We start from the raw sequence: 13,362 nt of genomic DNA, 5'->3' as shown, positions 1-13,362 counted from the left end.
TGTGGTTCTTGGGGCAGTCTGTGTTTCAGCACCCCGACAATTGGCAGGATTTGAGCGGGCGCGAACAGGTGGATTATTGTCTGCTTCCTGAAGTTGGGGTAAACACCGCGTTGACCCCGGTGCAGCAATTTGATGTAGACGCCGCCCTGTGTACTTCTGACGTGCTGTTTCCCTTGCGGCTGGTGGGTTTTGATCTGGCGCGCCAGATTGCTCCCAACGGTGAACCCCTGCGCCCCTTGCGCTCTACTATGGATGTGGATCGAGTTCTGGCTCTGCCCGACCCTGATTGGTCGCGGGTCGAGGCTGTCAGTCGGGCGCAGCGCAGCGAACTCGCGCCGGAAAAAGCCCTCATCGCCATTGCTGGAGCGCCTTTCGTACTGTCGTCACTGCTGGTGGAAGGCTCAGTCAGCGCCCCGCAAAACCTGCAGACCCGCATCTTCATGCAGTCCCAGCCGCGCAACTGGGAGCGGCTCATGGGCTGGACTTCGAGTCTGGTGCGGAATTTCCTGGCTGCACAAGTGCGGGGGGGAGCTGAAGTGATTCAGTTGGTAGATCCGTGGGTGCGGACGTTGACCGAGGGGGAGTACTCGTGCTTGGCGGAATCCTACGCGCGCGATATTTTCAACGAGTTTGATGACGACATCACCCGGATTTCCTGCAGCCTCGGTGCTGAACATTTGCTGTCCTCGGTTGCCCCTTATGTTGACGTGCTGGGCGTTGGCGAGGATTTGGCCCTCGCGGAGGCGGCCAGCATCGCGCCGGGCAAAGTCTTGCAGGGTAATCTCGACCCGGACCTCATTCTGCTGGGTGGTGATGAGGTGCGGGCCGCGGCTCGCGAAGTGCTGGAATCCGGGTTGAGTGCGCCTGCTCATGTTTTCAACGTGGCGGGTCGGTTGGATCCGGAATCGGACCCCGCCGAGGTTCACCAGCTGGTTGATTTCATCCACGACTATCGGTTTTAACGGTTTGCGGCGGTTCTCGCCAGATTTTCCCTCAGCTTAATTTACGCTGTCTACCTGCGTATACGTGTCTGAAAAATCAAAGTTGAGTCTATACGTATCAAGTTTGGCTGGCACTCTGGGAATAAGAGTGCTAATCTGGTTGTTGTACTGAATGGAACCGGGAAAAACCGGGACCGCAGCTGAAAACTGAAAAACAACCCAAACTGCAAAACAACATGGAGGATACAAATCATGGCTACCTATCGTGACCCGTTTGCTGAAATTGATCGCATGTTCAACACGGCGATGCACTCTCCGGCGACCCCGGCGATGCCCCTGGATCTGTACCGGGAGGGCGACAAGTTCGTTGCCCGCGTGGACCTGCCCGGTGTGGACCCCGCGACTATTGACATCGATGTCGAGGATCGCACCTTGACTATCTCTGCCCAGCGCAAACCCACCGAGGGCGAGGACCTGCACTGGCTGAACCGCGAGCGTCCCGCCGGGACCTTTGCTCGCCAGCTGACCTTGGGATACGGCCTGGCTGTGGACCGAATCGCCGCCTCGTATGAAGGTGGGGTTCTGACCGTGACTATTCCGGTCGCCGAAGAGAACAAGCCGCGCAAGATTCAAGTCGCAGTGGGCGGCGATGCCGACAAGGTCATCGAAAACTAACGGCGGGCGGACCGCACCACAAACCGGGAAACCCCGGCCCCGCCCTTGTGAATAATAATTCTCCCCGGTCAAAGTGCTTGACCGGGGAGAGTGTCGAATTTTTTGAAAGTCTCGCTACCGAAAACTAGCCGACAGAAACCGAATCTTTCGTTTCAGCGGAGGTTTCCGGGGTGGTGACCGGGGCATCCAGCGGGGGACGCACACCGCGCGGATCCTTGACAATCAAGTAAACCGCCCAAATCATGCCGCCCAAGGCCACCACGAACAGGCCCAGGTAGGCATCATTGAGCATATCGAGGGGCTCTGGGTTGAACACCTCAACACCGTCTGCGATGTATTCAGAAATCAAGTCCACAATCCACATCAGGGAAGCGCCCCAGTACATCCAGCACAGCAGGTCTACCCGCATCTTGGATTGCGGAGCGTGGGAATACCACCACGCGGTCGAGGCAATGGCGGCAAAGAGAGTAATTAGTAGGGTCATGTCCGGCTCCTTACGCTTTTGGGTTCGTCTCGGTGACGCCGCGGCGTTCGGTAGCGCGAATAACCGCGAGTCCTACAGCCCAAACGACCGTCACCAGCACGGCCATTCCGACTCCGACAGTGCCCATCTCAAAGAGCATTTGTCGTGCGTCTTCAGGGTTGGCGGCCGCCGTGAGGAATGGGAAATATGGCACGACTTCGCCATGCCAGAAGTGTTCAAACATCAACAGCACAGCCCCGCCCCACAGCAGGTTCGTCAGCCAGTTCAGTTTGCGAACCAAAATCAGGGTGCGCTCGGACTTTTCCGAGGCTTCGCCGGTCTTGGCTTTATGGGCGAGATGCTTTTTCACAGCCGTCACCGCGACAGCTTCAGCGGTGGGAACAAGAAAACATGCCATTATGAATCCTTACTTGAGTGCGGGTAAAACCTAGCATTTATTCTACACAGGTGCGCCTAAGTTTGATAAAAATTGGCGCTCTCGTGATATGCTACGCTAATCCTGATTTCACCACGGCCGGCGCCCTGGACTGCGCCAAAACGGTGAATCGCTAGGAAATCATGCCCAGTTCCCGCCAGGTATCCAGAGATTCCTGAGCTTCCTCCGGGGTCAGCAGGTTCATCGCAAACCCATTTTGAATCAGGACATAATCACCCACGCGTGCTTCGGGAACGTAGGCCATGCAGGCGTCTTGCACTTGACCAGCCACGTCGATGCGTCCCATCGGCATCACGCCGGGGGTAATCGACAAAATCTGGCAGGGCACTCCTACGCACATGACTGGATCCTTTCCAGCGGGGACGCGAATCGTGAGCCGAACCGCTCCCGCTCTCCCTATTCTAGACGTTTTCGACTTTCAGTCCCATCTGGCCGGCAGGGGCGGAACTGATGGGCAGGCAGGGGTCGGCTTCGCGAATGGATTGTTCCCAAGCTCCGGTCTGTTGTGCCTGGTCTAGGGCGCTAGCCTGGGTCAGCAGTTGTGCCAGCCAGGGTTCGTTTTGGGCGGTGGGGGTGAGGATGCGTGCCGCTTGAATCGTGCCGTCGGCTCCGATGGTATAGGTGTGGGCGAGGATGCCGCGCGGCCCGTCCACCAGTCCGGTCCCGCTGCCTGGCGTGAACTGCACGGTGGCCGGATCCACGAGTTCTCCCAGGTCGCGGCCCTCCACGAGTTCAGTGAGCTGCTCGGTCAGGGTTTCGGTGCGTTCCAAGACATGCAAAGTCATGATGGCACGAGCCCCGGCGGCATCGCGTGCACCAGCCAGCCACCGCTCTTGTGCTGCCGCCGCCCGCGAGGTGAGCAAAGTACCAATAGAAAGCTGGGCGACCGGCCCGACCCGGTAGCGTCCGTTTTCAGGTCCGTCAGCCCGCAAGTATGGCCGGGGAGCAGGTGAACCGGGAATTTCCTCCGTGACCCGTTCATTCCACTGGGAAAAATCAAACTCGTCTATCGTGCTGGTATCCCGCACCACTCTGACCTTGGTTCCGAACACGTCCGGGGCGCCGTTTTCATCGATGAGCGCCACGTCCGCTCCGTCGAAGTCGCCGGTCCCGACCGGTTCCAGGTGGGGCGCTAACGCCGAATCGCAGAGATGCTCGGCGGTGTCTCGGGCCGCGGCCAGGTTTGCGGACAGGTCGCACAAGGCCGGGGCAGTCGGCCACACGCTGACCCCGCCGGGTACTGCCGTAGCCGGAAAATGACCCGGCGAACCGGCCGCGACCAGCATCTTTTTCGACACCCGTTTCAGCGTCACCCCGGCGTCACGGTCCTGCATCAAAAACCGCAACGAATGGGCTTCCACAATCGAACCGTAGTGCAGCAGTCGGCGGGTGAGCTGCGCCGCGGGAACAATCGGGGGTAAACCGCTCAACGCATCTAGCGCCCGGGTCCCGGCCAAGTGATGCGCGACCGGGCAAATTCCGCACAGGTGCTCGGTCATTGTCAGGGCTTCGAGCGCGGTTTTGCCTTCCAACATGGCATCAACCCGCGGCAAGCCCTGCAGGTCAAAGCGGGCGTGCGGGCGGCCGGAAGAATCGTGGGTGACGACGATGCGTCCCTCCATCGGGTCGATGATTTCGTCAAGATTGATTTTCATGATTCTCCTGAGACAATTGATTTATGCATGAACTTGGGCTGTTAACTTCGGTGGTGGCGGCGGTCGAAAATGCGGCCGCTCAGGCTGATTCCCAGGTTACCCGAGTTGAAAAGGTCGCGCTCGAGGTTGGCGCTATGTCCGGGGCGATTCCCGAAGCGCTCTACGGTTCCTGGCCTATCGCCCGGCAGGACAGTATTTGCGCCGAAGCAGAGCTGGAAGTCACCAGCATTCCCGCCAGCGTGTACTGTCCGCGTTGCGCCCGGGACGTGCCCATCGATGAGTTTTTTGCCCTAGCTTGCCCGGAATGCGGGATGCCCACCGGTAACCTGACTCACGGGCGTGAGTTCAAAATCGCCTGGGTGCAGTGGGACACCGCGCTGGCGGACGCCAACAGCGCCGTGGATTCCTAGTCCGCGCGGGGTTTTCAGCTGAGCCAGGAATCGAGGACTTCCGCCGCGAGTCCGACCGCGCTGGGGATACCGCCCCGGGCACTCTCGGTCAGACCCAGGCGCAAATCCACGTTTTCACTGACCACCCCGACGACTTCGAGAACGCGAGGTTCCTTGCCGGTCAGGCGGGCCGAAGTCAAAATATCGAGCAAACCTACCTGGTGAGGCGACATTTTCATGGAAAGCAGGCGCGGCACGTGATCCCCACTCAGGTGCAGGGTTTGCCCGGGGGTGCGCCCGTTGCCGGGAGCCACCGAATCCAGAATCAACAACTGTTCAGATTCCTGCACCACCGGCACCAGCTCCATGCCGCCGGTACCGCCCTCCAGCAGAGCCAACTCACCGGCCTTTTGCGCAGCCTGCCAGGCGGGACGGGTCGGCAGGAGCTGCTGGAGGCCAGCTAAAATCTGGAGGCCGATACCGTCGTCGCCCATAATCGGGTTGCCCACCGCCAGGACGGTAAAACGCGCCCCGGCCCAGCCGGTGGCATCGACGTCGGAAATATCCGGCAACGGAACCTGACCATCGAGCGGGTCCGGGGTGTCTGGTGAATGGGAAACCGCGGCGGAGAGAGCCGCCGCAGTGCGTGCGGTAGGCTTTACACCTTGATCCATCAAAACCTTTCTACAGTTCGGGGGCATCAACCGGCTTAGACGTGCGGCGCATCCACACACCGCCGGAAATCATGGCCGAGATACCGCCGTGACGTTCTAGGGAATCCGCCCGGAAAGCCAGGTAGATGTGCGCAATCACGAAACCCCAGAACAGGAACATGATGGCGGCGTGAATCAGCCGCATTTGCGGGATACCAAACCAGTCGTTCGGAGCGGCCATAATCTGCCAGAACAGGCCCTCGTAGCGGTGGGGCAAAGCGTAAAGCGCCAGGCCGATGACCATTTGGAAAGCACCCAGCACGTAAATGGACGTGTAGGTGAGTTGCTGCAGCGGGTTGTGCGCCACGTACAGCGGGCTTTCCTTGCGCAGGAACAGGTAGAACCCCAACGTCTCGCCCAGATGTTTCCAATCTTGCTTTTTCTTTAACGGCCAGAACGTTTCCCAGCGCATATAGCGGTCCTTGGAAACGAAAGCGATAAAGACCCGGACCACGCCGACCGCCATCCAGGTGAACGCACAGGTGAAGTGGATAAAACGCATAATCCCCATCAGGTACCCGATTTCGACACCACGGAAGAACGTGTCGCCAAAGAATGGATCCATGATGTAGTACCCGGTGATGGACAGCATCACAATCAACAGTACGTTCAGCCAGTGCAGGAAACGCAGGCTTGCGGACCACACGCTCAAGCGGACCCAGTCCTCCGTGGTGGGGGTCAGGTCGCCGCCCTGCAATCCGGTGCCGACCGGGCGGACGTTGACGAAGCCTTCCATCTGGAACGGGGTGAGTTCACCGTTTTCGTCCACGGTGGCGGTGGCGACCCCTAGGCAGCGGTAGCCACGCGAGCCCGCCATCTGGGCGTTCTTGCGCAACAGGGTACGCTGAGCGCGCTTGGGCTGAGCCACGTTCATGACGGATTCCAAATCGCCGCGCACAATCACGGTCGGTTTCGATTCGCCCGTCTTGGTGCGCCGCATGTCAGCGATACGCGCCAGGGAATAGCGACGTTCGTGCGGAGGATCGAAGTCCGCGGCGGGAATGTCAACATTCGGGGCACCGTGGCGGAAACGGTAGCGCAGGGACTCCTTAAGGGCGACATCAACCGGGTCGGTGCTGCCCTCGGGAGAAACCGCTGCCATCGCCAAGAGACGACGCATCGACAGGTCAGAGCAGCTGAAGCCGCCGCCAACCTCGATACCGTTCGCCTGGTTGCTGTCCGCCGCAAAGAACTGAATCTGGTTTTGTCCCTGCGGGGATGCGCCGGAAGCCGGGCTGGCCTGCACGGTTCCCGTGGCCGTGCCTCCGGTCAACGAATCCGGGGCAGGAGTGCTCTCGGTACTCATGAGGTCACCGCCTCGCCAATCAGTTTCCCGTCCGGATCGAGGATGTGCACCCCGCAGGACATGCACGGATCATAAGAGTGGATGGTGCGCATCGGCTCCAGCGGGGCCTTCGGATCGACCAGCGGGTGAGTGCCGGTGCCCATTAAGGATTCTTCATAAGGGCCGGTCACGCCGTTGGCATCACGACCCCCGGCCAGCCAAGTGGTAGGCACGACCGCCTGGTACCGCTCGACCTTGCCGTCCTTAATGGAGACCCAGTGGGATAGGTCGCCACGGGCGACCTCAACGAACGAGTAACCCTCGCACTGCGCCGGCCAGCTGGACGGCTCCCACTTGCTGGCATCGAAAACGTCAATCCGGCCTTCCTTAATGTTGTCGACCAGGGCGTTGTAGTCCTCCAACAGCAGCTGGGCGGAAACCGTGGCTTCCGCGGCGCGAGCAAAAGTGCGCCCCATCGTGGAGTTAATCTGTGCCGGGGTAATCCCCAGGGTATCGATAGCCCCATCAACGAGCTTTTTGACCGGTTCGTAGCCCTGAGCGTAGGCCAGCATCATGCGTGCCACCGGTCCGACCTGCATCGGCTTGCCGTCATAGCGCGGCGCTTTCGACCAGGTGTACTTATCGTTGTCGCTCAGCCATTCAAAAGGTGGCTCGGGGCCGGTGTACTTGACGGTGGTTTCGCCCTTGTCCGGGGTCAAACCTTTATCGTCCCCCACCGAGTACTCGTACCAGGCCGAGCTGATGAACTCTTCAATCTTGTGCGGGTCGAAGGGGAGAACCTTGCTGATGTCTCCGCCCATGATGACCCCCGGCTTAATGGCCGTGTGTGAAGAGGAGATACGGGACTTATTGGGATCACCAGCAAAAATGGACCCGGCCAAACCGACCGCGAGGTAGTTCGGGTGGGTTGCGCCAATATCGAAGTAGTCCTTGTAAACTCCGGCAATCGCCAATACATCGGGGTAGTAGCAGTCATTGACAAACTCAACGATTTCGTCAATCCAAGTCTTGATTTGATCCATCTGGACTTGGTTGATGGATTCTGACGAGTTCGGGTCAATAGAGCAAGCCATGCCGCCCACCAGGAAGTTCGGGTGGGGGTTCTTGCCGCCGAACACCGTGTTGATACGAATCATGGACCGCTGGAATTCCAAAGCATCCAGGTAGTGCGCGACGCACATCAGGTCAGCTTCGGGAGGCAGGCGGTAGTCGGGGTGGTCCCAGTAGCCGCCGGTGAAAATCGACAGCTGGCCGGAATCCAGCACCTGCTGAACCGTGTCCCGAACTTCCGTGAAACGCTTCAGGTTGTTGCCGCGCCACTTGGAACCGATGGAATGCGCGAACTCCAGAGTCTTTTCCGGGTCGGCTTTCGCGGCGTTCACCACGTTGACGAAGTCCAGGGCGTGCAGGTGATAGAAGTGAATGACGTGATCTTGGATTTCTTGCGAACCTAGGACCAGGGAACGAATCAACCGCGCATTCTCCGGCGGGTTGGAGCCAATCGCATTCTCTACCGCGGTGATGGAAGCGATGGCGTGCACCGAGGTGCAAACCCCGCAAATCCGCTGGACGAAGGCCCACACATCGCGGGGATCGCGATTTTGAACGATGGTTTCGATACCACGGAACTGGGTACTGACGCTCCAGGCTTTTTTGATTTGTTTCCCTTCGGTTTCCATCTCGATGCGCAGGTGACCCTCAATACGGGTCAAAGGATCAATGAGAACTTTCTCTGTCATTACTTAGCCTCGCTGTTCTGTTCAGTAGCTGCCTCTGTTGACGACGAGCTGGGGGAATCGGTGGGGGTATCGCCGAACGCGGCCATCGGGGAGTTCTTGGTGGCTTTGCGGTCGGCGGCAGCACGAGCGGCGGTCACACCGGCGTGAACCGCCACACCCGCGGCGACGACACCGGTCAGACCCAGGCCAATCTTTTCTGCGGTGGCTTCCACCCCAAAACCAGGAACTGTAGGCAGTTTCTGGTAGAAAGGCGTGAAACGATCATAAAAATCACGTTCCGTACAACCGATACAGGGGTGACCAGCGCCGATAGGCCAACCGGCCTTGAGGTTCCACTGCAAAATCGGGCAGGGGCTAAAGGTGGAAGGTCCTTTACAACCTACATCGTAGAGGCACCAGCCTTCGCGGGCTCCGGCATCGTCGAAGCTGCGCACGTATTGGCCGGCGTCGAAGTGTGGGCGGCGCGGGCACGAGTCGTGGATACGCTGGCCGTAGGCGAACAGCGGGCGACCCTCGGAGTCGAGTTCGGGGGCTTTGCCATGAGTCAGAATGTAAGCCAGGGAGGCGGTGATGACTTCCCCAATCGGAGGGCAGCCGGATACGTTGATGACCTGCTTGTCCTTGATGATTTCGTCCACTCCGACCGCGCCGGTGGGATTGGGTTTGGCAGCCTGCACCGAGCCAAAGACCGCGCAGGCCCCGACTGCCAGAATCATGGTGGCGTTCTCAGCGGATTCCCGCAGTATCTGTTCTGTGGACTTACCGCCGATGGTGCAATAGATGCCACCGTCCTTGAGCGGAATGGAACCGTTGACGACCAGGATGTGTTCCTTCGCGTTCGTGTCGGCCAAGGCCTTTTCGGCGGCTTCCCCGGAAGCGGCCATCACGAGTTCGTTGTAGTTGACGGACAGCAGATTCAGGACGACTTCTTCCACTGTGGTACCGCCGGAACGCAGTGTAGATTCCATGCAACCGGTGCATTCCTGTAGTTGGAGCCACACCACGTTCGGTTTCGTGATAGCTCCCAGCTTGTCGGCCAGTTCTTCGCCAGCAGTCCGCGCCGCAGAGGCGTGCGCTAGCTCGGGAGTCCCTACCGCGAAGATAGCCGCCAAACCGGCACAGAACTTGACAAAGTCACGTCTGCTCACGCCAGCACTGGCAAGGTTGTCTGCGAGCGTACCCGCCCGCCAAGGTTTAATCTCATAGCTCATATGCGGTCCCTCAGTAGTATCGAAATGGACAACAACGTCCGTGCTATTATCCTACCTCGTTTTCGCAGTTGAGCCTAAAAACCGGGTAAAAATCGTATTCCTTTTTCGCAAAACGAAAATGATTAATTCACAGATTTTCCAGCCATTTAACCCACGCGTCGACACCGTCGCCATTCTGGGCGGAAATCTCGATAACCTTCACGCCCGGATTGACCTGCTCGAGGTAGCCGCGGAATTTGCCCATGTCGAAGTTCAGGTAGGGAGCCAAATCCATCTTGTTCACCACCACGATTTTCACCGAGCGGAACATGACCGGATACTTCAACGGCTTGTCCTCGCCCTCTGTAATCGAGAACAGCATGGCTTTCGCGGTCTCGCCGACATCAAATTCGGCTGGGCACACCAGGTTGCCCACGTTTTCGATAATGACCAAATCCAACTGGCTGAGATCCAATTCGTCCAGGGCATGATGCACCATGGGGGCGTCCAGGTGACATTCCCCGCCGAAACCGTGACCGGTATTCAACAGGGAAATTTGGGCGCCGTAGCCGCCCAAACGCTCGGCGTCCAGGGGCGTTTCAATGTCGCCTTCAATGATTCCGACCCGCAGTTTGCCCTGCAGTTGAGCCAAAGTACGCTCCAGCAAAGTTGTCTTGCCCGACCCTGGTGAACTCATGAGGTTCACGACTTTCACCCCGTGTGCGGCGAAAGATTCCCGGTTGTGTTGGGCTAAGTGGTCATTTTCCGCATAGATGTCTTCCAAAATCTCGATGCGTTCGCGTTCGGTGTCGTATCCCGAGTGATCCCCGATAACTTCCGGGTCTGCCACGTAGTCGCCGTGATCGTGGTGGTGGGGATGATCCCCGTGGTCATGTTCGTGTACTGTGCCGTCGTCGTGGCGATGAAAACGTCCCATGTTAGTGATTCCTCTCTGGCGTGACATCTATAGACACCACTCTAAACTCTTCGCCGCTGATTGTCTGGACCTCACGGGAAGAACACTGGCCGCAACGGAAATCCAGATACTCGCCCAGCTGCGTTTTCGCCTGGCATTTCTGGCAGACGACGACTGCCGGAATCTCGGTGATGTGCAGCTCGGCGGGACCTCGGAGGGTGCTTTTTCGTACCGCGCTCCAAGCAAAGAGCAGCGCCTCGGGCACAACCTGACGCAGATGCCCGACTTCTACCTGGACAGACAGTACTTCGCGTCCCGCCGCCCCGCGCGCTACCACGCGAGCGAGTTGTTGGGACAAGGCGACTTCGTGCATAGTGTCTCCTCACTGAGTTTCGGGTTCCTCGCGGCGCATTCCACCTTACCGTTTTCTGCCTTAGGACGTCAGAACTACTAGGCTTAGGGGTGAGCCAGATTGCGGACAGGAGGTTAGAGATGCGCCGAGCGTATGAGTTGCGGGGTGTGGTGCAGGGAGTCGGTTTCCGCCCGCACGTTGCTCAGGTCGCCGCCCAGTTCCCCATCACCGGTTTCGTGGGCAATGACGACGAGTCGGTGTTTATCGAAGCCCAAGGCACGCTCGCGGCGGTGGAGGGTTTCATGGAAACCATGCTGGCGACCCTGCCTCCGTTAGCCAGCGTGTTGCGCAACGTGTCCAAAGACCTGCCCGAGCAGGAGGACGAAACTGAGTTCCGTATCGTGCCTTCCCGCCGTCGCTCCGGCGCCCGCACGTTGATACCCCCGGACACCGCCACCTGTCCTGACTGCCAAGCCGAAATGGCTGACCCGACGAACCGACGCCACCTCTATCCCTTCACCACCTGTACGAACTGCGGACCACGCGCCACCATCATGGTCGACCTCCCTTATGACCGCGACACCACGACTATGGTGAAGTTTCCGATGTGTCCCGCTTGTCACGAGGAATACACGAACCCGACCAACCGGCGTTATCACGCCCAGCCCGTCAGCTGCTACGACTGCGGTCCAGTGCTGTGGGTCAGCCCCGCTGACGTCCCGGATTTGCGCCCGCCCGAGGGGGATCGCCGGCCGTTGATAGCCGCGGCTCTGGACGAAGCCCGCCGGCGGCTGTGTGCCGGGGAAATCCTGGCGGTGAAAGGCATCGGCGGCTTTCACCTCATGTGCGATGCCCGCAACGAGGAGGCGGTCGCTCGGCTGCGGAAACGGAAAAATCGGGGAGATAAGCCGTTTGCGGTCATGGTGGGGGATGCTGCGGCCGCGGCCCGGCTCGCTCAGCTCGATGCGGACCAGCTGCGCACGCTGCAAACTGCCGCCCGTCCGATTGTGATCGCTCCGTTCGGAGCGGAATATGACTTGGCTCCCGCGATTGCTCCCGGGTTGGGGGACGTGGGGATTTTGCTGCCCTACGCGCCGCTGCACCTGGAGTTGTTGAGCGGGAAATGTGCCCAGATGGCGCTGGTGGCGACGTCGGGAAACCTGGCGGGAGAACCGCTGTGTTTCACGAACGAAGACGCGGCCGAACGGCTGGCAGGAATAGTCGATGCGTTCGTGTTTCACGACCGTGACATTCACCTGCCGATGGAGGACTCTGTATTTCTGGCTAACTCGCAGGTCACCATTCCTTCGCGGCGTTCTCGGGGCTATGCGCCGCTGCCGGTCGCGCTGTCGCGGCCGGCCACCGTGCCGATATTGGCGGTGGGCGGAGAACTGAAAAACACGTTCTGCCTAGCTCATGGGAGCTGGGCGCATATTTCGGGGCATATCGGGGATATGGGCACGCTCGCCAGCCAGGAAGCATTCGACCGAGCGGTGACGCAAATGCTGAACTTCCAGCGACAACGACCCGAGAAAGTTGTGTGTGACCTGCACCCGAACTATTCCACGGTCAGTTGGGCCGAGCGTTTTGCCGCCTCTCAAGACATCGAACTGGCCCAGGTGCAGCATCACGTCGCCCACGCCTATTCCCTGTTGGTGGAACATTCCTGGCTCGATCCGGCGGTTGTGGTGGCGGTGGATGGCACCGGCTACGGGACGGACGGCACCATTTGGGGCGGAGAAGTCCTGAATATTGAGGGCTCGCAGTGGCAGAGAAGTGCGCACGTGCCGACTTTCAGCCTAGTCGGTGGTGACCGAGCGGTGCGCTATCCTTGGCGGGTCGCGTTGGGGGTTGCCCACGATTGGGGCCTGGACTGGATTACAGAGGCAATCAGCGCCGAAATTGGGGAGCGGCAAGGCAAATCAACTGAACTGGAACTGGTGAAAAGCCAGCTGGACAGTGGTTTCGGGATGAGCGCGACCACCAGTTGCGGGCGGCTGTTCGATGCGGCCGCGGCGATTTTAGAGATTCGCACCGAGGTGACCTATGAGGCTCAAGCGGCGATGGAGCTGGAGCACGTGGCTACCGGCTGGGTAAACGCCCACCCGGAGGCAGTTTTGCCGCAGGTGGACAGTTACCTGGAGCTCGTCGAGCAGTTGGGTGACGCTGACCGGCCGGTCGGGCAGCGGGCTTGGGCTTTCCACGTGGGCTTGGCGCAGCTGCTGGGGAATCAAGCCCGTCAAGCCGCCGAGCAGGCGGACACAAAAACGGTGGGACTGACTGGCGGGGTCGCTCTCAATCGGCTGTTTACCAGGCACTTTGTGGGATTCCTGGAGGAGAGCGGATACCGGGTGCTGACCCACCAGAACGTACCGCCTAATGATGGGGGCCTCAGCCTAGGGCAAGCGTGGACGGCAGTTCTCGGCGCGTGCTGAAGTGGCACTCTGACCTGTAATTTCGCCACGCCTATTGGACGGGTGTGGATTATAGGGGGAGAATAGCCGGGTAGCTGCCAATAATGGCAGCTACCCGGCTATTCTCCCCCTATAAGTACAATTCTGTCGGG

At 59.6% G+C, this 13,362-nt stretch carries 14 protein-coding genes; 4 read left to right on the top strand and 10 right to left on the bottom strand.

Annotated features, from left to right (window positions below; translation table 11 throughout):
• Both AC5LBQ_RS08505 and AC5LBQ_RS08500 read left to right on the top strand, forming a co-directional pair.
• The coding region (locus AC5LBQ_RS08505; RefSeq protein ID WP_493265205.1) for a uroporphyrinogen decarboxylase family protein at positions 1-962 on the top strand (962 nt) is incomplete at its 5' end.
• Between the two features lie 231 nt (positions 963-1,193).
• On the top strand, positions 1,194-1,616 hold the full coding sequence (locus AC5LBQ_RS08500) for an Hsp20/alpha crystallin family protein (protein ID WP_295027891.1): 423 nt from the start codon (positions 1,194-1,196) through the stop codon (positions 1,614-1,616).
• Positions 1,617-1,740: 124 nt separating this feature from the next.
• Here the strand turns inward: AC5LBQ_RS08500 and AC5LBQ_RS08495 are convergent, their stop codons facing one another.
• The 4 genes from AC5LBQ_RS08495 to AC5LBQ_RS08480 all read right to left on the bottom strand — a co-directional run bounded on the left by AC5LBQ_RS08495 (position 1,741) and on the right by AC5LBQ_RS08480 (position 4,191).
• Positions 1,741-2,100: a hypothetical protein gene (locus AC5LBQ_RS08495; RefSeq protein ID WP_295027889.1), complete on the bottom strand. Its 360-nt coding sequence runs from the start codon at positions 2,098-2,100 to the stop codon at positions 1,741-1,743.
• A gap of 10 nt (positions 2,101-2,110) precedes the next feature.
• Complete coding sequence (locus AC5LBQ_RS08490; RefSeq protein ID WP_493265204.1) at positions 2,111-2,497, bottom strand: hypothetical protein; 387 nt, start codon at positions 2,495-2,497, stop codon at positions 2,111-2,113.
• Between the two features lie 151 nt (positions 2,498-2,648).
• Positions 2,649-2,876 carry a HypC/HybG/HupF family hydrogenase formation chaperone gene (locus AC5LBQ_RS08485; RefSeq protein WP_282922523.1) on the bottom strand — a complete coding sequence of 76 codons (228 nt, stop codon included), beginning with the start codon at positions 2,874-2,876 and terminating at the stop codon, positions 2,649-2,651.
• 61 nt (positions 2,877-2,937) lie between these two features.
• Entirely contained in the window at positions 2,938-4,191 is a 1,254-nt protein-coding gene (locus AC5LBQ_RS08480) for a nickel-dependent hydrogenase large subunit (protein WP_493265203.1), read from the bottom strand.
• Positions 4,192-4,214: 23 nt separating this feature from the next.
• Here AC5LBQ_RS08480 and AC5LBQ_RS08475 point away from each other — a divergent pair, with 23 nt between their 5' ends.
• Positions 4,215-4,601, top strand: coding sequence for a hydrogenase maturation nickel metallochaperone HypA/HybF (locus tag AC5LBQ_RS08475; protein ID WP_493265202.1), 387 nt, complete (start codon positions 4,215-4,217; stop codon positions 4,599-4,601).
• Positions 4,602-4,615: 14 nt separating this feature from the next.
• Here AC5LBQ_RS08475 and AC5LBQ_RS08470 read toward each other — a convergent pair whose 3' ends face one another.
• From AC5LBQ_RS08470 to AC5LBQ_RS08445, 6 genes are all read right to left on the bottom strand, one after another.
• Positions 4,616-5,254, bottom strand: coding sequence for a hydrogenase maturation protease (locus tag AC5LBQ_RS08470; protein WP_493265201.1), 639 nt, complete (start codon positions 5,252-5,254; stop codon positions 4,616-4,618).
• A gap of 10 nt (positions 5,255-5,264) precedes the next feature.
• Entirely contained in the window at positions 5,265-6,599 is a 1,335-nt protein-coding gene (gene cybH, locus AC5LBQ_RS08465) for a Ni/Fe-hydrogenase, b-type cytochrome subunit (protein WP_295027877.1), read from the bottom strand.
• Positions 6,596-8,338: a nickel-dependent hydrogenase large subunit gene (locus AC5LBQ_RS08460; protein ID WP_493265200.1), complete on the bottom strand. Its 1,743-nt coding sequence runs from the start codon at positions 8,336-8,338 to the stop codon at positions 6,596-6,598. Before AC5LBQ_RS08460 ends, cybH begins: the two co-directional genes overlap by 4 nt.
• Positions 8,338-9,549 carry a hydrogenase small subunit gene (locus AC5LBQ_RS08455; protein ID WP_493265199.1) on the bottom strand — a complete coding sequence of 404 codons (1,212 nt, stop codon included), beginning with the start codon at positions 9,547-9,549 and terminating at the stop codon, positions 8,338-8,340. Before AC5LBQ_RS08455 ends, AC5LBQ_RS08460 begins: the two co-directional genes overlap by 1 nt.
• Positions 9,550-9,676: 127 nt before the next feature.
• Positions 9,677-10,465 carry a hydrogenase nickel incorporation protein HypB gene (gene hypB / locus AC5LBQ_RS08450; protein ID WP_493265198.1) on the bottom strand — a complete coding sequence of 263 codons (789 nt, stop codon included), beginning with the start codon at positions 10,463-10,465 and terminating at the stop codon, positions 9,677-9,679.
• Position 10,466: 1 nt separating this feature from the next.
• On the bottom strand, positions 10,467-10,817 hold the full coding sequence (locus AC5LBQ_RS08445) for a hydrogenase maturation nickel metallochaperone HypA (RefSeq protein ID WP_493265197.1): 351 nt from the start codon (positions 10,815-10,817) through the stop codon (positions 10,467-10,469).
• Positions 10,818-10,936: 119 nt separating this feature from the next.
• On the opposite strand from AC5LBQ_RS08445, the gene hypF reads away from it, so the two are divergent.
• The gene (gene hypF / locus AC5LBQ_RS08440; RefSeq protein ID WP_493265196.1) at positions 10,937-13,231 is read left to right on the top strand and encodes a carbamoyltransferase HypF; all 2,295 of its coding nucleotides are present in this window, start codon (positions 10,937-10,939) and stop codon (positions 13,229-13,231) included.
• Positions 13,232-13,362 lie beyond the last annotated feature (131 nt).

The organism is Mobiluncus sp., from assembly GCF_985070215.1.
This window is presented reverse-complemented; position numbering and strand designations above follow the sequence as displayed.